This is a genomic window from Thioalkalivibrio sp. ALE9 (assembly GCF_000377445.1).
GTDB lineage: Bacteria > Pseudomonadota > Gammaproteobacteria > Ectothiorhodospirales > Ectothiorhodospiraceae > Thioalkalivibrio.
Map to the genome: position 1 here is coordinate 68,236 of NZ_KB898129.1, position 19,965 is coordinate 88,200.

The 19,965-nt window shown below is 68.8% G+C and carries 27 protein-coding genes; 18 read left to right on the forward strand and 9 right to left on the reverse strand.

The window, feature by feature from the left end:
- Nucleotides 1-4: 4 nt before the first annotated feature.
- From hisG to D106_RS0110630, 8 genes are all read right to left on the reverse strand, one after another.
- Nucleotides 5-655: an ATP phosphoribosyltransferase gene (gene hisG, locus D106_RS0110595; protein WP_017942743.1), complete on the reverse strand. Its 651-nt coding sequence runs from the start codon at nucleotides 653-655 to the stop codon at nucleotides 5-7.
- A gap of 37 nt (nucleotides 656-692) precedes the next feature.
- Entirely contained in the window at nucleotides 693-1,952 is a 1,260-nt protein-coding gene (murA, locus tag D106_RS0110600) for a UDP-N-acetylglucosamine 1-carboxyvinyltransferase (protein WP_018880008.1), read from the reverse strand.
- 90 nt (nucleotides 1,953-2,042) lie between these two features.
- Nucleotides 2,043-2,360, reverse strand: a complete 318-nt coding sequence (locus D106_RS0110605) for a lipid asymmetry maintenance protein MlaB (RefSeq protein WP_018865613.1) — start codon at nucleotides 2,358-2,360, stop codon at nucleotides 2,043-2,045.
- The gene (locus D106_RS0110610) at nucleotides 2,357-3,001 is read right to left on the reverse strand and encodes an ABC transporter substrate-binding protein (protein ID WP_017942740.1); all 645 of its coding nucleotides are present in this window, start codon (nucleotides 2,999-3,001) and stop codon (nucleotides 2,357-2,359) included. The genes D106_RS0110605 and D106_RS0110610 overlap by 4 nt, the downstream gene beginning before the upstream one ends.
- Nucleotides 3,002-3,047: 46 nt before the next feature.
- On the reverse strand, nucleotides 3,048-3,506 hold the full coding sequence (gene mlaD / locus D106_RS0110615) for an outer membrane lipid asymmetry maintenance protein MlaD (protein WP_017942739.1): 459 nt from the start codon (nucleotides 3,504-3,506) through the stop codon (nucleotides 3,048-3,050).
- Nucleotides 3,507-3,534: 28 nt separating this feature from the next.
- The gene (mlaE, locus tag D106_RS0110620) at nucleotides 3,535-4,317 is read right to left on the reverse strand and encodes a lipid asymmetry maintenance ABC transporter permease subunit MlaE (protein WP_017942738.1); all 783 of its coding nucleotides are present in this window, start codon (nucleotides 4,315-4,317) and stop codon (nucleotides 3,535-3,537) included.
- The gene (locus tag D106_RS0110625) at nucleotides 4,310-5,143 is read right to left on the reverse strand and encodes an ABC transporter ATP-binding protein (protein ID WP_026143123.1); all 834 of its coding nucleotides are present in this window, start codon (nucleotides 5,141-5,143) and stop codon (nucleotides 4,310-4,312) included. The genes mlaE and D106_RS0110625 overlap by 8 nt, the downstream gene beginning before the upstream one ends.
- A gap of 73 nt (nucleotides 5,144-5,216) precedes the next feature.
- Nucleotides 5,217-5,870: a hypothetical protein gene (locus D106_RS0110630; RefSeq protein ID WP_018880009.1), complete on the reverse strand. Its 654-nt coding sequence runs from the start codon at nucleotides 5,868-5,870 to the stop codon at nucleotides 5,217-5,219.
- Nucleotides 5,871-5,972: 102 nt separating this feature from the next.
- Between D106_RS0110630 and D106_RS0110635 the strand changes: the two genes are divergently transcribed.
- The 15 genes from D106_RS0110635 (at nucleotide 5,973) to D106_RS0110705 (ending at nucleotide 17,496) form a co-directional block, all read left to right on the forward strand.
- A complete protein-coding gene (locus tag D106_RS0110635; RefSeq protein WP_018878135.1) occupies nucleotides 5,973-7,070 on the forward strand; it encodes an LLM class flavin-dependent oxidoreductase in 1,098 nt (365 codons plus the stop codon).
- A 15-nt stretch (nucleotides 7,071-7,085) separates the two neighbouring features.
- Nucleotides 7,086-8,012, forward strand: a complete 927-nt coding sequence (locus tag D106_RS0110640; protein ID WP_018880010.1) for an NAD-dependent epimerase/dehydratase family protein — start codon at nucleotides 7,086-7,088, stop codon at nucleotides 8,010-8,012.
- 56 nt (nucleotides 8,013-8,068) lie between these two features.
- Nucleotides 8,069-9,046: a calcium/sodium antiporter gene (locus D106_RS0110645; RefSeq protein WP_018876516.1), complete on the forward strand. Its 978-nt coding sequence runs from the start codon at nucleotides 8,069-8,071 to the stop codon at nucleotides 9,044-9,046.
- A complete protein-coding gene (locus D106_RS0110650) occupies nucleotides 9,043-10,020 on the forward strand; it encodes a KpsF/GutQ family sugar-phosphate isomerase (RefSeq protein WP_018865606.1) in 978 nt (325 codons plus the stop codon). Before D106_RS0110645 ends, D106_RS0110650 begins: the two co-directional genes overlap by 4 nt.
- Nucleotides 10,020-10,559 carry an HAD family hydrolase gene (locus D106_RS0110655; RefSeq protein WP_018865605.1) on the forward strand — a complete coding sequence of 180 codons (540 nt, stop codon included), beginning with the start codon at nucleotides 10,020-10,022 and terminating at the stop codon, nucleotides 10,557-10,559. Before D106_RS0110650 ends, D106_RS0110655 begins: the two co-directional genes overlap by 1 nt.
- 38 nt (nucleotides 10,560-10,597) lie before the next feature.
- Nucleotides 10,598-11,143: an LPS export ABC transporter periplasmic protein LptC gene (lptC, locus tag D106_RS0110660; RefSeq protein WP_018880011.1), complete on the forward strand. Its 546-nt coding sequence runs from the start codon at nucleotides 10,598-10,600 to the stop codon at nucleotides 11,141-11,143.
- Complete coding sequence (lptA, locus tag D106_RS0110665; RefSeq protein WP_018880012.1) at nucleotides 11,124-11,651, forward strand: lipopolysaccharide transport periplasmic protein LptA; 528 nt, start codon at nucleotides 11,124-11,126, stop codon at nucleotides 11,649-11,651. Before lptC ends, lptA begins: the two co-directional genes overlap by 20 nt.
- The gene (lptB, locus tag D106_RS0110670) at nucleotides 11,648-12,418 is read left to right on the forward strand and encodes an LPS export ABC transporter ATP-binding protein (protein WP_018880013.1); all 771 of its coding nucleotides are present in this window, start codon (nucleotides 11,648-11,650) and stop codon (nucleotides 12,416-12,418) included. The genes lptA and lptB overlap by 4 nt, the downstream gene beginning before the upstream one ends.
- 89 nt (nucleotides 12,419-12,507) lie before the next feature.
- A complete protein-coding gene (locus tag D106_RS0110675) occupies nucleotides 12,508-13,989 on the forward strand; it encodes an RNA polymerase factor sigma-54 (protein WP_018865601.1) in 1,482 nt (493 codons plus the stop codon).
- Between the two features lie 16 nt (nucleotides 13,990-14,005).
- A complete protein-coding gene (hpf, locus tag D106_RS0110680) occupies nucleotides 14,006-14,344 on the forward strand; it encodes a ribosome hibernation-promoting factor, HPF/YfiA family (RefSeq protein WP_018865600.1) in 339 nt (112 codons plus the stop codon).
- A 3-nt stretch (nucleotides 14,345-14,347) separates the two neighbouring features.
- A complete protein-coding gene (locus tag D106_RS0110685) occupies nucleotides 14,348-14,815 on the forward strand; it encodes a PTS sugar transporter subunit IIA (protein WP_018865599.1) in 468 nt (155 codons plus the stop codon).
- Nucleotides 14,816-14,866: 51 nt separating this feature from the next.
- Nucleotides 14,867-15,898, forward strand: a complete 1,032-nt coding sequence (hprK, locus tag D106_RS0110690; RefSeq protein ID WP_018865598.1) for an HPr(Ser) kinase/phosphatase — start codon at nucleotides 14,867-14,869, stop codon at nucleotides 15,896-15,898.
- A gap of 7 nt (nucleotides 15,899-15,905) precedes the next feature.
- Nucleotides 15,906-16,778, forward strand: coding sequence for an RNase adapter RapZ (gene rapZ, locus D106_RS0110695; protein WP_018865597.1), 873 nt, complete (start codon nucleotides 15,906-15,908; stop codon nucleotides 16,776-16,778).
- A gap of 51 nt (nucleotides 16,779-16,829) precedes the next feature.
- Nucleotides 16,830-17,255 (forward strand): PTS sugar transporter subunit IIA, encoded by a 426-nt coding sequence (locus D106_RS0110700; RefSeq protein ID WP_018865596.1) that lies wholly within the window; start codon nucleotides 16,830-16,832, stop codon nucleotides 17,253-17,255.
- On the forward strand, nucleotides 17,227-17,496 hold the full coding sequence (locus tag D106_RS0110705) for an HPr family phosphocarrier protein (protein ID WP_018865595.1): 270 nt from the start codon (nucleotides 17,227-17,229) through the stop codon (nucleotides 17,494-17,496). Before D106_RS0110700 ends, D106_RS0110705 begins: the two co-directional genes overlap by 29 nt.
- 56 nt (nucleotides 17,497-17,552) lie before the next feature.
- On the opposite strand, the gene D106_RS0110710 is transcribed toward D106_RS0110705, so the two are convergent.
- On the reverse strand, nucleotides 17,553-18,443 hold the full coding sequence (locus D106_RS0110710) for a PfkB family carbohydrate kinase (RefSeq protein ID WP_018880014.1): 891 nt from the start codon (nucleotides 18,441-18,443) through the stop codon (nucleotides 17,553-17,555).
- Between the two features lie 131 nt (nucleotides 18,444-18,574).
- Between D106_RS0110710 and D106_RS0110715 the strand changes: the two genes are divergently transcribed.
- The 3 genes from D106_RS0110715 to D106_RS0110725 form a co-directional block, all read left to right on the forward strand.
- The gene (locus D106_RS0110715; RefSeq protein ID WP_018880015.1) at nucleotides 18,575-18,985 is read left to right on the forward strand and encodes a nuclear transport factor 2 family protein; all 411 of its coding nucleotides are present in this window, start codon (nucleotides 18,575-18,577) and stop codon (nucleotides 18,983-18,985) included.
- Nucleotides 18,961-19,422 (forward strand): nuclear transport factor 2 family protein, encoded by a 462-nt coding sequence (locus D106_RS0110720; protein WP_018880016.1) that lies wholly within the window; start codon nucleotides 18,961-18,963, stop codon nucleotides 19,420-19,422. The genes D106_RS0110715 and D106_RS0110720 overlap by 25 nt, the downstream gene beginning before the upstream one ends.
- A gap of 350 nt (nucleotides 19,423-19,772) precedes the next feature.
- Nucleotides 19,773-19,965 (forward strand): transposase (locus D106_RS0110725; RefSeq protein WP_026280647.1); only part of this gene is annotated, 193 nt, incomplete at its 3' end.

A 19,965-nucleotide genomic window follows, 5' to 3' on the forward strand; every position in this document is an offset into this window, starting at 1 on the left:
TCGGTTACGTCGTCGCGGGCGTGACGGCCTCGCGCAGGCCCTCGATGAGATTTTGAATGGTTCTATGTCGCATCTTCATGGCTGCCTGGTTCACGATCAACCGGGAACTGATAGGGGTAATCAGTTCCAGCGGCTCCAGGCCATTGGCCTTGAGGGTGTTCCCGGTATCGACCAGGTCCACGATGTAGTCGGCCAGACCGACCAGCGGCGCCAGTTCCATCGAGCCGTAGAGCTTGATGATCTCGACCTGACGGCCCTGCTGGGCGAAATAGTTCTGCGTGATGTTCACGAACTTGGTGGCGATGCGCAGGCGCTGCTGCGGGTCCGGCTGCTGGCCCGGGCGCCCGGCCAGCATCAGGCGACACTGGGCGATATGCAGGTCCAGCGGCTCGTACAGCCCCGCGGCCCCGTGCTCCATCAGGACGTCCTTGCCGGCCACGCCAATGGATGCCGCGCCGTGCTGCACATAGGTGGGCACGTCGGTCGCGCGCACCACCACGATCTTCACGTCCTCGCGGTTGGTGTCGAGGATCAGCTTGCGCGTCTTGTCCGGATCCTCCAGCAGTTCAATCCCGGCGCTGGCCAGCAGCGGCAGGGTGTCCTTGAGGATACGGCCCTTGGACAGGGCGATGGTCAGGGCGTTGGGATCCATCATGGGTCAGGCGTTCGTCCGGTTCCGTGTGAGTCGCGTATCAGACCGGCTCGCGACGGATGGTCGCGCCGATCTGGCTCAGTTTTTCCTCGATGCACTCGTAGCCGCGGTCGATATGGTAGATGCGGTCCACCTCGGTCTCGTCCTCGGCCACCAGGCCGGCGATGATCAGGCTGGCCGAGGCCCGCAGGTCGGTCGCCATCACCGGCGCGCCGACCAGCCGTTCCACACCCTCGACGATCGCGGTATTGCCCTCGATCGTGATGTGCGCGCCCATGCGTTGCAGCTCCAGCGCGTGCATGAAGCGGTTCTCGAAGACCGTCTCCACCACCGAGCCGGTGCCCTCGGCGACCGTGTTCAGCACCATCATCTGGGCCTGCATGTCGGTCGGGAAGGCCGGGAACGGCGCGGTACGCAGGTTCACCGCCTTCGGCCGGCGGCCTTCCATGTCCAGTTCGATCCAGTCGGGCCCGGTATCCACGCGGGCACCGGCCTCGACCAGCTTGGCCAGGACCGCGTCCAGCAACTCCGGGCGGGTATTGCGGCAGCGCACGCGCCCGCGGGTCACGGCCGCCGCGACCAGGAACGTACCGGTCTCGATTCGATCCGGCATCACGTCGTATTCGCAGCCGTGCAGGCGTTCCACGCCCTGCACCCGGATGGTGTCGGTGCCGGCGCCCTGGATCTTCGCCCCCATCGCCGTCAGGCAGTCCGCCAGATCGATCACCTCCGGCTCGCGCGCGGCGTTCTCGATCAGAGTCTCGCCCTCGGCCAGGGTCGCGGCCATCAGCAGGTTCTCGGTACCGGTCACGGTGACCTGGTCGAACACCACCCGCGCGCCCTTCAGGCGATCCGCGCGCGCATGGATGTAGCCGCCGTCGACATCGATCTCGGCGCCCAGGGCCTCGAGGCCACGCAAGTGCAGATTCACCGGCCGCGAGCCAATCGCACAGCCACCCGGGAGCGACACCTCGGCCTCGCCGAAGCGCGCCAGCAACGGCCCCAGCACCAGGATGGAGGCGCGCATGGTCTTCACCAGATCGTACGGCGCCACACACTGGGTCAGCGTGGTCGGGTCGACCTCGATGCGCATGCGCTCGTTGACCGTCAGGCTTACGCCCATGCGCCCGAGCAGCTCCATGGTCGTGGTGACGTCCTGCAGGTGCGGGACGTTGCCAATGGTCATCGGCCCGTCCGCCAGCAGGGTGGCGGACAGGATCGGCAACACGGCGTTCTTGGCCCCGGAGATCCAGACCTGACCCTCGAGTCGGCCGCCTCCGGTGATGATCAGCTTGTCCATGGGGTGCCCGGATTCACCGCCGGACCGATCATGGCCCGGCGAAACGCGCCATGATAACGAATCCGCGCGGCACTCGCCCGTTCACCCGGGTCAGGCCACGGAACGGGCCGCGGAGTCGGTAATGATCGCCTCCAGGTCATACAACCCCAGCAACGGCCGGAGCCCGTCGGGCAGGGGTTCGAAGACCAGCGTGCGGCCCTGCTCCCGTGCCCGGCGCCAGAGGATGACGAGGAAGGCCACGCCGGCGCTGTCGATGCGTCCGGCCCGGGACAGATCCACCCGTGCATGCTCCGGCAGGTGCGCCATCAGCCCGCGCGCCCGGGCCTCCAGCCCGGAGACAGTGGCGAAGGTCAGCGGCCCGCTGACGACCAGGCCACCGTCATCGGCCCGGATCTGTGCATCGCTCACGGGTTGCCGGCCCCGTTGTCCTGGATGGCATCGCCCACCGCGTCCTCGACCAGACTCTCGTCCCCGTCTTCCAGGCGCTCGATCAGGGCGTCCAGACCGTCGCGGTTGATCTCCTCGTTGAATCGGGTGCGGAAGTTGCCCACGAAGCTGAGCCCCTCGGCCTCGACATCGAAGACCTTCCATTCGCCGTTCACCGGGCGCAGCCGGTAGTTCACCTGGATGTTCGACTGGCCGGATCCCATCACCACCTCGGTGGCCACCACCGCCATGCGCTCGTCCTGGCGCGAGCGGCGCTCGATCACGCGCACATCCTTGTCCAGATGGTCGGCCAGTTGCACCCCGTAGGCCTGCAGCAGCGTGTTCTTGAAGGCTTCGGTGAACCGGCTTTGCTGCTCGCTGCTGGCATCCCGCCAGTGGCGCGCCAGGACCAGCCGGGCCATGCCGTTGACGTCCACGCCCGGCAGGATCTTGTCCTCGATGACACCGATCACGAAGTCCGGATCCTCCTGCGCACGCGACTCGTTGGCGCGCAGCTCCTTGTACACCGCGTCGATGGACTGCTGGATGATCTCGGCGGGATTGTCGGCCTGGGCCGGCGCCGCCAGCAGCAGGACCATCAGCCCCAGCGGCAGGCTCCACATATAGTCACGCAACCGTGTCATGTCTCTTGCTCCGGGTTTGGGCGAATCAGTCACTACCCATGTTGGTCATGAAACGACCAATGAGGTTCTCCAGCACCAGGGCCGACTGGGTAAACATCAGCTCGTCGCCGTCCTGCAGGGTTTCGTAGTCGCCGCCCGGCTCCAGGGCGATGTACTGCTCGCCCAGCAGCCCCGCGGTATGGATAGCCGCCTGCGTATCCATCGGCAGATAGTCGTGCTCCGAGCGGATGGCGAGGGTCACCTCGGCGCGGAAGCGCTCCGGATCGTAGCGGATATCCGCGACCCGGCCGATGCGCACACCCGAGACCGTGACCGGGGCCCGGGTCTTGAGCCCGCCGATGTTGTCGAAGTAGCCGGTCACCGTGTAGGTGTCGCGGTCGTGGTAGTCGGTCACGTTGCTGACCTGGACCGCCAGGTAGAACAGCGCCCCGATGCCCAGCAGTACGAAGACACCCACTGCCAGTTCGAAGAAACGTACCTTCATATTGCCACCCTAGGGAAATACTGGTTGGTCAGCCCGCGCCGAACATCAGCCCGGTCAGGATGAAATCGAGGCCCAGCACCGCCAGCGACGCGACCACCACCGTTTGCGTGGTCGCGCGCGAGATGCCCTCGGAGGTCGGCTGCGCGTTGAAGCCCTGGAACACCGCGATCCAGGTCACCACGAAGCCGAACACGATGCTCTTGATCACGCCGGACAGCACATCCTCGTTCCAGTCGGTCACCGACTGCATCTGCGAGAAGTAGGCGCCGCTGTCCACGCCCAGCAGCCCCACCCCGACGAGGTAGCCCCCCATCACCCCCACGGCGCTGAAGATCGCCGCCAGCAGCGGCATGGAGAGGAATCCGGCGACAAAGCGTGGCGCGAAGATCCGGCGGTACGGATTCACCGCCATCATCTCCATCGCCGAGAGCTGCTCCGTGGTCTTCATCAGGCCCAGCTCTGCGGTCAGCGCCGAGCCGGCGCGGCCGGCGAACAGCAGCGCGGTAACCACCGGACCCAACTCGCGCACCAGCGACAGCGCCACCACCCCGCCCAGGGCCTCGGCCGCGCCGAAGTTCACCAGCGTGATGTAGCCCTGGTACCCGAGCACCATGCCGACGAACAGCCCCGACACGATGATGATCAGCAGCGAGCGCACGCCCACCGAATACACCTGGGCGAGTGTCAGGCCGAACCGACGGATGACGATATCGAGGCTCGCCAGCACCCGCATCAGGAAGACGAAGGCGCGACCGAACACCACCAGGGCGTTGATCGTGGTCCGGCCCAGCGAGGCAATCGCGTCAGTCATCGCGGCGCTCCCCCTGTCCCAGCAGGTCGTCGCGATAGGACGCGCCCGGATAGTGGAACGGCACCGGCCCGTCCGGGCGGCCCTGCAGGAACTGCGCGCTCCAGTCGGAGGCGCGCGCCTCCAGCTCGTCCGGCGGCCCGGCATCCACCACTCGGCCATTGGCGATCAGCACCACATGGTCGGAGATCGCCATGGCCTCCGCCACATCGTGCGAGACCAGCACGCTGGTGAGCCCCAGGCTCTCGTTGGTCTGGCGAATCAGGCTGACGATCTGGCCCATGGTGATCGGATCAAGCCCGGTGAACGGTTCGTCGTAGAGGATCAGGTCCGGGTCCAGCGCGATGGCCCGCGCCAGGGCGACGCGCCGGGCCATGCCCCCGGACAGCGAGGCCGGGTCCAGCTCGCGCGCCGCGCGCAGACCCACCGCCTCCAGCTTCAGCAGCACCAGTGCGTGCAGCACATCCTCCGGCAGATCGGTGTGCTCGCGCAGCGGGAAGGCGACGTTCTCGAATACGGAAAGGTCGGTCAGCAGCGCGCCGCTCTGGAACAGCATGCCCATGCGCTTGCGCAGGGCGTACAGGCGGCGGGTGGAGAGCTTCGCCACCTCCTGGCCATCCACCCAGATGCGCCCCGCGTCCGGGCGCAGCTGTCCGCCGATCAGGCGCAGCAGGGTCGTCTTGCCGCTGCCGCTGGGGCCCATCACGGTCGTCACCTGCCCGCGCGGGATACGCATCGACAAGTCGTCGAAGACCACCTTGCGCCCGCGCCGGAAACGCAGGTTCTCGATCACGATATGCGGACTGTCTGCCACTGCCGGGTCAGCCACGCGCGCTCCTCGCCATTAAGAACCCGGAAGTCTGGCCGCCGGCCGGTGGACCGTCAAACCCACGGGGAGATGCTCATCCCATTCCCAGTAGCTGGGCGATGGTCCGAAAGTCCGACAGACGGTCCGGGCGGGCCCGCAGGAAGACCGGAGTCTCGCCGCTTCCGCCGGCCGCACCCAGGGCCTCCACCAGCGCACGCCAGCCCGGCGCGCCCAGGCCCGGCTCGGGGGTGATCTGCCAGGCTCCACCCACGGTCGTCGATCCCGTCGGGGCCGGATAAAACAAAGCCGTCTCGGCGTGGGTGATCGTATGTGGCTCACCGGGTCCATAGACCATCAGTCGCGCCAGGCCGGCCGCCTCGAGCGCCTCCCGGATTGCCGAGACCTGCGCCGCCGTCATCGGCCCCGGCGCCACTGCCTGCAGACAGGGGCCCGCGGCCTCGGCAAGCGCGAGCGCCCGCGCGGCTCCCGACTCGGGAGTGACCTCCACCGGCCACTCGAGCGTCAGCCGCAGCGCGGGGGCGACGGCCTCGTCCCAGTCGCCGAACGCGGGGGCCGAGGTCTCCAGCCACAGCGCGGCGGGCAGCAGCAGGCGGCTGTGATAGTGGGTGTAATACTCGAGTTGCCACTCGCGCGGCAGATCCTCCGGGAAGAAGCCTTCCCACCAGTCCTCGCCGGGGCCCGCGACTCCGGCGGCCTGCAGCGCCAGCGCTTCCTGATCGTTCGTCATGTCTCTCCTTCCGTGCCGTCACCGCCCGGCCATCACCACGTTGTAACCGTATCCTCGCGCAGTCTGCTTGTATCGCCCCCGTGCGCGCGGCACAGTTGCGCCATGCGCTTCGACCTATTCCATGAACTCTCGGTGCCCGACTTCCTGCAGACCTCCGAATCGGAGGTGCTGGAGAACACCCTGCGCCTGTGGGAGCGGGCCGACCGTCTGGGCTTCGGCACCGCCTGGCTGGTGGAACACCACCTGATGCCGGAGTTCTCGCACTCCACCGCGCCGGACCTGGTCCTGGCCGCCGCCAGCCAGCGCACCGAGCACCTGCGCCTGGGGCTCGGCGTAGTGCCCCTGCCCTACCACCACCCGCTGCGGGTGGCCCAGCGGGTCGGCATGCTGGACCAGCTCTCCGGCGGTCGGCTGGACCTCGGCATCGGACGCGGCTTCTCGCCGCGCGAATATGCCACATTCGGGGCCGAGATGAGCGAGTCCCGCGCGCGGGTCGATGCCGGGCTGGACGCGCTGCGCCAGGCCTTCGCGACCGGCCGCATCACCCAGGACGGCCCGTTCCATCACCTGGACGACGTGCCCGTGATGCCGCGCCCGGTGCAGGCCCCGCACCCGCCGATCTGGACCGCCGCGGTCAGCCCGGAGTCCTTCACCTGGGCGGCCGAGCAGGGCATCGGGGCGCTGGCGGGCCCGTTCAAGCCCTGGCAGATGATCCGCGAGGACATCCGCCTGTACCACGAGGCCTGGGATGCCTCGCGCGCCGATATCGCCCATCCGCCGCGGGTCGGCATGACGCTTGGAGTCCTGTGCCTGCCGGACGGCAAACGCGCCCGGCGCGAGGCCAAGCCTGCGTTCGAGTGGTTCTACCGCCACATGTTCCAGCAGACCCTGCCGGTGCTGGAACGCCTGATCGAGGGCTACGACTACTACCGTTCGCTGGGCCGCTTCCGCCACCTGGTCAAGGCCGGGATCAACCTCAAGATCCTCGACATGCTGGGCATGACGCTGGTCGGCACGCCCGCCGAGTGTCGCGAGCGCATCGAGGGACTGCGCGAGGCGGGGGTCGACCAGGTCCTGCTCGCCTTCGGCGCCGGCGCCGTCCCGCAGGCCCTGGCCGAGGAGTCCATGGACTGCTTCGCGGAGGAGGTCATGCCCGCGTTCGCCGACCCCGCTCCAGCCGTCGCCCGCAGCGCGACCTGAGGGCCACACGGACCCATGCATATCGCCGTGACCGGCGCGGCCGGATGCGTGGGACAGGCCCTGCTGCCCGCCCTGGCGCGCGAGCCGGCGATCCTGCGCATCCTCGCGCTGGACCGGACTCCGCCGGCACTCCCCCCGCCGGGAGGCGCCGCCCTCTGCGAGGCCCGTGTGGGCGACCTGACGCGGCTCCGGCCGGAGGATCTGGCCGGGGTCGACACCCTGGTGCACCTCGCCTTCCAGTTGATGGGGGGCCACGGCCGCCGCCACGACCGTGCCTGGGTCCGGCAGCAGAATGTCGCCCTCAGTGATCAGGTCTTTCGGACCGCGATCGCCGCCGGCGTGCGCCACCTCGTATTCCTGTCCAGCGCCGCGGTCTACGGCCCCTGGCCGGACAGCCCGCAGCCCCTGACCGAAGACCACCCGACCCGACCGCGCTTCCCCTATGCGGAGGACAAGGTGGCCGTGGAGCAGGCCCTGCGCGCCCTCGCCCGCGAACACCCTGAATGCCGCGTGACCATCCTGCGTCCGCCCGCGATCGTCGGGCCGCATGCGCACCCGCTGCTGCTGCAGATCGCCCGCGGACGTTTCTATCCCGCCGCGGGCGAGCAGCCGGTGCAGATCCTGTGGGAGGACGACGCCGCGGCGGCGATCGCCCGCAGCGTGACCACCCGCACACAGGGCACCTTCAATCTGGGGGCCGAACCCGCCTGGTCACTGCGGGCCATGGCTCGCCACCAGCGGCGCTGGGGGGTACCGGTCCCCCTGGGACTGATCCGCGCCCTGCACCCGCTGGCCTGGCGCCTGAGCGCCCGCGCGGGCGACCCCGGGTGGGTGCGCGGGCTGGACGGCCCGCTGGTGCTGGACTGCGCCCGCGCTCGCGAGCAGCTGGGCTGGACCCCGCGGGTCAGTACCACCGCGTGCCTGGAGCGCCTGCGCCACTGACACAGCGCCCCAATCCGCTACAATCGCGGCCTGACCGTTCGGGACCCGTCTGCCCCATGGCCCTACCCATCGCCGCCGTCATCGTCGGCCTGATCCTGCTGACCTGGAGTGCCGACCGCTTCGTGTTCGGCGCCTCCGCCTTTGCCCGCGGGGTCGGCGTGAGCCCGCTGGTCATCGGCCTGACCATTGTCGCCTTCGGCACCTCGGCCCCGGAGCTCGTGGTCTCGGTCCTCGCGAGCCTGCAGGGCAACCCGGGCGTGGCGGTAGGCAACGCGATCGGTTCGAACATCGCTAACATCGCACTGGTGCTGGGGGCCGCCGCGGTGGTCGCACCGCTGGCGATCGGCCGCGGCATGGTTCGCCGCGAACTGCCGATCCTGTTGCTGGTCAGCTTCGGCGTCCTGCTCCTGCTGGTCGGCGGCGAGCTGGGCCGGATGGAAGGCATCGCCCTGCTCGCGGGACTGACCGCATTCACCGCCTGGATGGCGTTGACCGCCCGCCGCGCGCAACAGGCCTCGGGCGAGGATGCCCCCGAAGTCGTGCGCGGCATGGTGGAGACCATCCCGGACAGCGATCGCCTCGGTCCCGCGATTGCCTGGCTGGTGTTCGGGCTACTGCTCCTGCTGGCCAGCAGCCAGGCCCTGGTCTGGGGCGCGGTGGAAATCGCCGAACAACTGGGGGTCAGCGATCTGGTCATCGGCCTGACCATCGTCGCGATCGGCACCAGCCTGCCCGAGCTGGCCACATCGGTGGTCGCCGCCTTCCGCCGCGAGGCGGGGCTGGCGATCGGCAACGTGGTCGGCTCCAACCTGTTCAACCTGCTCGCGGTGCTGGCGGTTCCGGCCCTGATCGCGCCGCTGGCAATCGACGCCGACGTCCTCGCACGCGACTATCCCGTGATGCTGGCACTGACGGTGGCCCTGTTCCTGATCGCGCTGGGCCGCCGGGGACAGATCCTGCGCTGGCAGGGCGCCCTTCTCCTCGTCGCCTTCGCAAGCTACCTTGTCTATTTGGGAATTACGGCAACTGCATGAACTTCAACCCCGAAACCACCCGCAACCTGGCCCTGGCCGTCCTCAACGACGAGGCCGAGGCCGTGCACAACCTCGCCCGGCGCATCGACGACAGCTTCCTCGAGGCCTGCCGCTGCATCCTCGAGTGCAAGGGCCGCGTGATCGTCACCGGCATGGGCAAGTCCGGGCACATCGGCAGCAAGCTGGCCGCGACCCTGGCCTCCACCGGCACCCCCGCGTTCTTCGTGCACCCGGGCGAGGCCAGCCATGGTGATCTCGGGATGATCACCCGCGAGGATGTGGTCATCGCGCTGTCGAACTCCGGCGAGACCGACGAAATCCTCACCATCCTGCCGCTGATCCGGCGCCTGGGCGTGCCGCTGATCGCGATGACCGGCAACCCCGGCTCGCGCCTGGGCGCCGACGCCACCGTGCACCTCGATGTCAGTGTCGAGCGCGAGGCCTGCCCGCTGGGCCTGGCCCCCACCTCCAGCACCACCGCGGCGCTGGCGATGGGCGACGCCCTGGCGGTCGCGGTACTGGATGCACGCGGCTTCACCGCCAACGACTTCGCCCGCTCGCACCCTGGCGGCCGGCTGGGCCGGCGGCTGCTGGTGCATGTCGCCGACATCATGCACACCGGCGACGCGATCCCGCGCATCACGCCGGAGGCCCCGCTGAAGGACGCCCTGTTCGAGATCACCCGCAAGGGCCTCGGGCTGGTGATCGTGGCCGGCGCCGACGACCGCATCCAGGGCGTGTTCACCGATGGCGACCTGCGCCGCACCCTGGATGCCGGGCACAGCCTGGACGGCCTGACCATCGGCGAGGCGATGACCACCGGCGGCCACACCGCGCAGCCCGACTGGCTGGCGGTCACGGCACTCGAGACCATGGAGAGCCGGCGCATCAACGCCCTGCCGGTCACCGACGCCGACCAGCGCCTGGTCGGCGTGATCAACATGCACGACCTGCTGCGCGCCGGGGTGGCCTGATGAACCTGGATGCCGCGACCCTGCGCACCCGCCAGCAGGCCGTACGCCTGCTTATCCTGGACGTGGACGGCGTGCTGACCGACGGCAGCCTGTTCCTGGGCGATGGCGGCGAGCAGTACAAGGCCTTCAACAGCCGCGACGGCCACGGGATCCGCCTGGCGCTGGACGGCGGCCTCGACATCGCCATCCTGACCGGGCGCACCTCCGGGGTGGTCGAACACCGCATGCGGGACCTGGGCGTGGAGCACCTGATCCAGGGCCGCCGCGACAAGGGCGAGGCCCTGCACGAGTTGCTGCAGCGCACCGGCCATGACCCGGCGGAAGCCGCCTTCATGGGCGACGACATCGTCGATCTGCCGGCCATGCAGCGGGTCGGGCTCGGGATCGCGGTCGGGGACGCCCACCCGCTGGTATGCCGCCACGCCCAGTGGGTCACCGAGGCCCACGGCGGGCGCGGCGCCGTGCGCGAGGCCTGCGAGGGGCTGCTGGCCGCGCAGGACCGGCTGGACGCCCTGCTCGAGACCTACCTGAACGGATGAGCCGGCGGAGACGCAACCGGTACGGTCTGGCGCCGCCGTTGGTCCTGTTCACGCTGGCGTGCGCAAGCCCCGCAACCGCCGAGGTCACCCCGCCCGAGGGCGAGGTGACCCTGCAGATCGACGGATTCACGCTGCACGCCACCGGCGACGACGGTGAGCGGACCCACCGGCTGCAGGGCACCCGACTGCGCGAATTCGGCCGCGACGGGCCGCAGTGGGTGGATGACCCGGAACTCGACCTGTTCGCCGATGGCGGTATCGAATGGCGCTGGACCGCCCCGGCGGCCCTGCACCGCCCGGCTGACGAAACCCTGGACCTGGTCGGCCCCACCCACGGCGTACAACCAGCCCGCGGCGAACGCGTGCAGACGGTCATCGACTCGCGGGATGTACGTATCGCCACAGACACCATGGTCGCCACCTCGGACGCCCTCTCCACCCTGAACCAGCCCGGGCTGTTCCAGCGCGGCACCGGCCTGCGCGTGGACTCGCGAGCGGATACCATAGAGCTGTTCCATGACGTGTACTCGCTCTACAGCGAGGCGAGCGAGGAGGACCCCGCGCATGACCCCGATCCCGAATAGCCGCCGCCTGCCGGGCCTGCTTGCGGCGGCCGGCCTCCTCTCCGCCCTGCTGGCGACGCCGGCCCTGGGCCAGCAGGGATCGGGACCCTCGCTGCCGGTGGAGATCACCGCCGACCGCGCGGAGATGGACGAACGCCAGGGCCTGGGCACCTACACCGGGGACGTGATCGTGATCCGCGGCGACATGACGCTGGAGGCCGACACGGTCTACGTGCGCACCCGGGATCGTCGCCCTTACGAGATGGAGGCCCACGGCGAGCCGGCCCGCCTGGAATCCCCCGACCCCGAGACCGGCGAGATGCGTATCGCCACCGCGCTGCGCATCGACTACCTGCTGAACGAGGACCGCATGATCCTCACCGACCAGGCCCATGTGATCACCGCCAGCGAAGAGGCGCGCGGCAAGCGCATCACCTACGACCTGACCACCGACGTGATCGAGGCCGAACGCGGCGAGGGCGACAGCGAACGCGTACGTATCACCATCCAGCCACGCGACGACGAATGAACGCACCCGCCACCAGCCCGGCGCCGGAACCCGCCGAGGCCCGTGATCGCCTGATCGGGCGCGAACTGACCAAGCGCTACGGCCAGCGCACCGTGCTCGACCAGGTGGATGTCGACCTCGCACCCGGTGAAGTGGTCGGCCTACTGGGTCCCAACGGCGCCGGCAAGACCACCTGCTTCTACAGCCTGGTCGGGCTGATCCGCCCTAACGCCGGGCGCATCACCCTGGGCGGGCACGACATCACCCGCGCGCCCATCCACGTGCGCGCCCGCGCCGGTCTCGGCTACCTGCCCCAGGAGGCCTCGATCTTTCGCCGCCTGAGCGTGTGGGACAACCTGCAGGCCGTGCTGGAACTGCGTCCCGGACTGGACCGCCACGAACGCCGGCGTATCGGCGACGCGCTGATCGAGGAGTTTCAGCTCGAGACCGTGCGCCACAGCCCCGGGATCGCGCTGTCCGGCGGCGAACGTCGGCGCGCCGAGATTGCGCGGGCCCTGGCCGGTGACCCGCAATTCATCTGCCTGGACGAGCCCTTTGCCGGGGTGGACCCGATCTCGGTGGGCGATATCCAGGATGTAATTCGCCACCTTGCAGCGCGCGGCATCGGGGTTCTGATCTCCGATCACAACGTGCGCGAAACCCTCGGGATCTGCCACAGGGCCTATATTCTGAGCGAGGGGCGCCTGCTGGCCGCCGGGACACCCGACGAGCTACTGGCCGACCCCCAGGTGCGCCGGGTCTATCTCGGCGAGAATTTCCGCCTGTGATTCCGGCACGCGCACAACCCGCGCCGGTGCACAAACCACGAGGCAGCATTTAAGATCGCTCTTATGGTCACCCGCGACCCGCACAGCCAATGCTGAAACCCGGCCTGAATCTTCAGCTGGGTCAGACGCTCACCATGACCCCGCAACTGCAGCAGGCGATCCGCCTGTTGCAGTTGTCCACGCTCGAGCTGCAGGTGGAGATCCAGCAGGCGCTGGAGAGCAACCCCATGCTCGAACAGGTGGAAGACGAGGACGACATGGGCGGGGCCGAGCGCCTGGACGCGGAGGGCGAGGTGGTGGAAGGCGACCGCATGGAGGCCACTACCACCAGCGATGACGTGATTCCCGAGGAGCTCACCACCGACAGCCGCTGGGACGACATCTACGAACCGCCGCCCGCCCCCAAGGGCGTGGATGACCGCGACCCGCTGGAAAACACCAGCGACGACGACGGCGAGGGCCTGCAGGACCACCTGCTGTGGCAGCTGCACCTGAGCCACCTGACTCCGCGCGACCAGCGCATCGGCGCGGCCCTGATCGACGCGATCAGCCCCGACGGCTATCTCGAAGGCGACCTCGAGACGCTGGCCGAGACCATCAGCCGCGGCGAGGAAGAGCCCGTCGGCGTGGATGAGGTCGAGGCAGTCCTGCACTGGATCCAGCAGTGCGACCCCCTGGGCGTGGGCGCGCGCGATCTGCGCGAATGCCTGGAGATTCAGCTGCGCGAACTGGCCCCGGACGCCCCCGCCCGCGAGGCCGCCCGGGCGATCCTGGAACACGGCATGGACAGCCTGGGCAAGCGCGATTACAAAGCCCTGCAACGCCAGTCGGGTGTGCGCGACCCGGACGAACTGGCGCGCGCCCTGGACCTGATCCGCACCCTGAACCCGCGGCCGGGCGCGCAGATCAGTGCCGCCACCTCCGAATACGTGGTGCCCGATGTCTACGTGCGCCACACCCCGGAGGGCTGGCGCGTGGAGCTGAACCCGGAAATCGCGCCACGCATCCGTATCAACGACCTCTACGCCGGCATGGTGCGCCAGGTATCGGATGCCCGCGACAGTGCCTTCATGCGCGACCAGCTGCAGGAGGCGCGCTGGTTCCTGAAGAGCCTGCACAGCCGCAACGACACCCTGCTGCGCGTCGCCGAGGCGATTGTCCATCGCCAGCAAGGCTTCCTGGAACACGGCGAGGTCGCGATGCAGCCATTGATCCTGCGCGATATCGCCGAGATCCTGGAGATGCACGAATCGACCATCTCCCGGGTGACCACCCAGAAATACATGCACACCCCGCGCGGAGTCTTCGAGTTCAAGTATTTCTTCTCCAGCCATGTCGGCACCAACGACGGTGGCGAGTGTTCCGCCACCGCCATCCGTGCCATGATTCGCGAATTGATCGACGACGAACCCGCGAACAAGCCGCTCAGCGATGCCCGGCTCGCCCAGATCCTGGCGGACCGGGGCATCAATGTGGCGCGTCGCACCGTGGCCAAGTACCGCGAGGCGATGCACATCCCTTCATCCAGCGAACGCCGGCAGATGGCCTCCATGCCCACCGGCCACAAGTAACCAAGGAGTCCCGACCATGCAGATCAACCTGACCGGCCACCATGTGGACCTCACCGACGCCCTGCGCGACTACGTCAACGAGAAGTTCGCGAAGCTGGAACGCCACTTCGACAAGGTCATCGACGTGCACGTCGTGCTGACCCACGAGAAGACCCAGAACCAGTTCAACAAGGCCGAGGCGAATCTCCAGGTCAGCGGCAATCACATCCACGCGGAGGCCTCCCACGAGGACATGTACGCCGCCATCGACGCGCTGATCGACAAGGTCGACCGCCAGCTGATCAAGCACAAGGAAAAGGTCAAGGATCATCACCGGGCCGAGGGCGCCCAGCGCAACCGTGAGCAGGCCTCCTGACCCATGTCCATTGCCGAGCTGATCACCGCCGAGCGCATCCGCCTGGAGCCGGAATGCTCCAGTCAGAAGCGGGCCCTGGAGGCCCTGTCGGAACTCCTCGCCGGCGGCGGTGATGCCGGCGGACCGGGCAGCACCGCGATCTTCGAGGCCCTGTCCGCGCGCGAAAAGCTGGGCTCCACCGGCCTGGGCCATGGGGTTGCGATCCCCCATGGCCGCCTGGCCGATCTCGAGGCTCCGCGCGTGGCCGTCCTGCGCCTGGAGAGCGGCGTCGACTTCGACGCCATGGACCACGAGCCGGTCGATATCCTGATCGCCCTGCTGGTCCCGGAGGCCGCCACCAGCGATCACCTCGACCTGCTGGCCCAGCTGGCGCGCGGGCTTTCGCAACCGGACACCATTGCCGCCCTGCGCCGGGCCGGCGATGCCGCCAGCCTGGAACAGGAACTCGTCCGCCGCTTCCGCGAGGGCTGATCCCGTGCGCCCCGCACCCTGCCACGCCACCGATCCCCGCCGGCCCTGCTCATGAACGAGGCACTGGGCGAAGGCGGGATTGCCCGCGACATCAACGTGGAGAGCCTGATCCAGGCTATGGGCAACCGCCTGGATCTGCGCTTCGTGCATGGCGAGCACGCCGCCCCCGACCGCAAGCTGGTCGGCGAGGACGGGGATGACCTGCCACTGGCCGGCCACCTCAACCTGATCCGCCCCAACCGCATCCAGGTCATCGGGGACTTCGAGGCCCGCTACATCGCCGGCCTCAGCGACGACCAGCGCAACGACCTGATCCTGGAGATGGCCCGCACCGGCACCACCGCGGTGATCTTCGCCGAGGACACCTGTCCGTTCTCGGAGATGCCCCATGCCCCGCAGGAGGCGCTGCCGCTGATCCTGTGCTCCAGCACCAGCAGCCACGAGATCATCGCGCTGCTGCGCTACTTCCTGCAGCAGCGTCTGGCGCACTTCGAGGTGCGCCATGGCGTGTTCATGGAGATCCTCGGCATCGGCGTCCTGATCAGCGGGGCCTCCAGCGTCGGCAAGAGCGAGGTGGCGCTGGAGCTGATCTCGCGCGGGCACCGCCTGATCGCCGACGATGCCCCCGAGTTCGCGCGCATCGCCCCCGACATCGTGCGCGGTCACTGCCCGGCCCTGCTCCAGGACCTGCTCGAGGTGCGCGGGCTGGGGGTGCTGAACATCCGCGCGATGTACGGCGACTCCGCAATCAAGGGCGGCAAGTACCTGCGACTGATTATCGACCTGCGCGATCACGGCGAACCCTCACCGGTGCCCGACGACCGGCTGAACGGCCGCCGCGGCGAGATCGACATCCTCGGCCTGCGCATCCCGCTGATCAGTCTGCCGGTGGCGCCGGGTCGCAACATCGCGGTGATGATCGAGGCCGCCGTGCGCAACCACATGCTGCACATGCAGGGCTACATCGCCGGGGATGACCTGCGCGCCCGCCAGCGCCGGCAGATGAGCGGCGAGGCCGAGGAGCCGCCCTACCACCGGGCCGTGCCCGCCACGACCGTCCCCAACCCGGACCCGGAGGGCTGAGTCCGCCATGCGCCTGCTGATCGTCAGCGGTCTGTCCGGATCCGGCAAGACCGTGGCCCTGCACACCCTGGAGGACGCGGGCTATTTCTGTGTGGACAACCTCCCGCTGCCGCTGCTGCCGGATCTGATCCGCCAGGTGCGCCAGGGCCACTACGACACCGAGGGCGATCGCCATCTGGCGGTGGGCGTCGACGTGCGCAGCGGGCTGGAGGCCCTGAAGGGGTTTGCCAGCCTGCTGGCCGGGCTACGGGCGGAGGGCCTGCAGGTGGAGGTCCTGTTCCTGCAGGCCTCAAGCGACGTACTGCTGCGGCGCTACCACCTGACCCGGCGGCGTCACCCGCTGGCGCGCGATGGCGTGCCCCTGGTGGAGGCCATCGACCGCGAACGCGAGTGGCTGGGCCACGTCGCGGCGGAGGCCGACCTGACGGTGGACACCTCGCGGCTGTCGATGCACGACCTGGCCCGTACCCTGCGCGACCGCATGGGCGAGCGCGGAGAGCACGAGCTGTCCCTGCTGTTCCAGTCCTTCGGCTTCAAGCACGGCGCGCCGATGGACTCGGACTTCGTATTCGACGTGCGCTGTCTGCCCAACCCCTACTACGAACGCGAGCTGGCCGGCCTGACCGGCCGCGACCCGGCCGTATGCGAGTTCCTCGAGGGGCACGGGGAGGTCGCGGCCATGTTCGACAGCATCCAGGGCTTTCTCTCGCAGTGGCTCCCGCGGCTGCTGGAGGACCACCGCAGTTACGTGACGGTCTCGATCGGCTGCACCGGCGGCCGACACCGCTCGGTATACCTGGTCGAACGCCTTGCGGGGGCGTGGCGGGACCGGGAACATGTTACTGTTAGCACCCGTCACCGCGAGCTGGGCAAGCAGTAACCACGAAGCGCGGGGGCAGGCCCCTACGGAACCCGCAATTGGAGCAGATCCATGGGCGTTGGTCTCATTCTGATCACGCATCAAAACCTGGGCGACACCCTCTTGCAGACCGCACAAAGCATGCTTGGCGGCCTGCCCGATGACTGCGAGTCCATGGCGATGTCCCAGAACGACGACCCCGACGAGGTCCTGGCCCGCGCCCGCGAGCGCCTGACCACTCTGGACAGTGGCGCCGGGGTACTGATCCTGACCGACATGTTCGGTTCCACCCCCTCCAACGTCGCCAGCCGAGTGGCTCGCGGGGCCAACGCGCGCGTGATCGCCGGGATCAACCTGCCGATGCTGATCCGCGTCCTCAACTACCAGCATCTCCCGCTGACCGAGCTGGTCAACAAGGCCCTGTCCGGCGGGCATGACGGAATCCTTCTCTGCGACCAGGAGTGCAGCGATGCCGCAGCGCGTAGTCCCCATCGTTAACCGCCTGGGGATGCACGCGCGTGCTGCGGCCAAGTTTGTCAGCCTGGCCAGCCAGTACGCCGCCGATGTCACCGTCTCCCGCAACCAGCAGGAAGTCAACGGCAAGAGCATCATGGGGGTCATGATGCTGGCCGCGGCCCAGGGCAGCGAGATCACCATCGAGACCGAAGGCGAGGACGCCCCCGAGGCGCTGGACGCGCTGACCGAACTGGTGGCCGACCGTTTCGGCGAAGAGGCCTGACCCTCCACTGACGCCTGTGTGCCGCTGAACAGGCGGCTATCCCCCTTCTCCCGGCCCTAACCCGGCCCGGCACCGAGGTCGGACACCGCCGCCGCCAGCCCCTCGAACCCGCGCTGCGCGAGCTTGCGCTCGGCCAGGCGCACGGCCGCGTACAAAGCCTGCTCGGGGGGCGTGCCGGAGACCAGTGCATCGATCAGGCCGGCATTGAAGGCATCTCCCGCACCCACGCTGTCCACGACCTGCAGACCGGGCGTGGGTGCACAGTGGTGGATCGCGCCACGGGCAGCCAGCCAGGCCCCGGCGCTTCCGGCCGTCACGGTCAGGATGCGGTCGGGGAAGCGGCTCGCCATCTGCCGCAGCGCGTCCTCCGGTGTATCCGCCACGGTGGCGGCCCAGTCCCGCGAAAGCATCAGGACGTCGGCATACTCCAGGCAGGCCTCCAGGCCGGGACGGGGTTTCTCCAGCTCCAGCGATACGGGCTGGTCGAAGATACTTGCGCGCGCGGCTGCCAGGATCGCGACCAGGGCTTCGGGGTTACGGCCCTCGAAGTGCAGCCAGTCGTATTCCGACCAGGGCACGCCGGAGACATCCGCTTCCTCCAGTTCGGGGAGATCGCGGTGGTGGACGATGGTACGGCTGCCGGTGGCCCGGGAACGCAGGATATGCGAGGTCGGCGTCGCTCCGGGCCGCCGCACGCAGTGCTGTACGTCCAGCCCGCGCGCCTGCAACTGCTCGACCAGGGCATCCCCGCCCGCGCCCCGGGCAATCACCGCGGCCAGCCCCGGGCGGTGCCCGAACTGGGCCAGGATCGCCGCGGTATTGGTGGCGTTGCCGCCGGGCTGGGTCGTGCTGGCGAGCGCGCGAATCTCCGCATCCTCGGCGGGAAATGCCGCGACGTCGAGGGTATGGTCGAGGGTCACAATGCCGGTGGCGAGGATGCGTGCCATGCGGGCTCCAGAGGTCCGGGGGCGCCATTCTGGCGGCTCGAGCCGACCACGTCATCTCCCGGCCCGCATTCGTCATCGGGAAGCGCTCCTGCGACAATAAGCATTCCGTTTCTGGAGCTCCCCCGACGCGTATGGCCACGTTCCCCTCTCCCCAGTCCGCGGAAGCCGCGTTCTACGAAGCCTTTCAGGCGGGCGACCCGCAGGGCATGCGCGAGGTCTGGCACGACAGCGACGAGTGCGTCTGCATCCACCCCGGGGGCGAACGCCTGCAGGGAACGGACGTGATCCTGGAGAGCTGGGACGACATTCTGCCCGGCATGCGCGGCGTCGTGGTCCACCGCACCCAGGTGACGGCGATCCCGGGCGATGACCTCGTCCTGCACGTCCTGCGGGAAAACCTCTACGTCCACGGGGAGCGCCGAGGCGTGATGCTGGCATCCAACGGCTACCGCCAGGTGGGCGACAGCTGGCGCATGGTGCTCCACCACGCCAGCCCGGACCCGGAACCGGCCCCGGAATGGCCGACCGGGGGCATGCACTGATGGAGACCGATGCCGACCGCTGCGTCGAGGCGTACTACACCGCGTTCCGCGCCGCCGACATCGAGCAGATGATGCGCCTGTGGGCCGAGCGGCCGGACATCGTCTGCATCCACCCGGGCAGCCCGCGCGCGCACCGCGGCGTGGCGGAGGTGATGGAGAGCTGGCTGCTGGTCTTCGCGCGCGAACTGAACATCGGTATCGAGCCAAAGATCGTGGGACGCCACGACAGCGGCGAAGTCATCAGCCTGGTCATCGAGGAGGCGATCACCCGCCCGGGCGACGTGGCGCCGACCGGGACCATCCTGATCAGCCAGACCTGGCGACGGGTGGATTCGCGCTGGCGGCTCCTGTTCCATCACGCCTCGCACGGCCGCCGCTCGCCCCCCTCCCAGGAAGGCATGTTCGTCCCCGACGGCGGCGGCAACACCCGCCACTAGCCGCCTGCACCACGCAGGCCCACGCGGAATTCAAGGTCAAGGGCGGTTGCACCACAGGGGGCACGAAGAACACGAAGAAGGGCTGAATTCTTGGGCGGCCGGTACGGGGATGTCACGTCGGCCGGGGACGTTCACAACCACTGTGGTTCAAGGGTTCGAAAACCAAAGAATCGGGACGATCTCGTATCTTTGTGGGCTAAGTGGCACACAAATCCTTTCCCTTCTCTGTGTCCTCCGTGACCGCTGTGGTCAAAACGCTTTCCTGATTAGCGACGAGAGTCAGCCAGGCTCACAGGGTGAGCCACCCCCGGGCGTACGCTGAGGCTACACAGCGAGCGGAGGGTGCCACCATGGCGCAGAATCGGATTCAGTTTCAGCCGGGGATGTCGTTGCCGGCATTCATCGCCCAGTACGGCACCGAGGCCCAGTGCGAGGCGGCGCTGGAGCGGGCCCGATGGCCGGACGGCTTCCGCTGCCCGCGTTGCGGGTGCCAAGCCCACTGCGTCCTGCACGGCAGCCCGCGCAAGATGTTTCAGTGCAGCG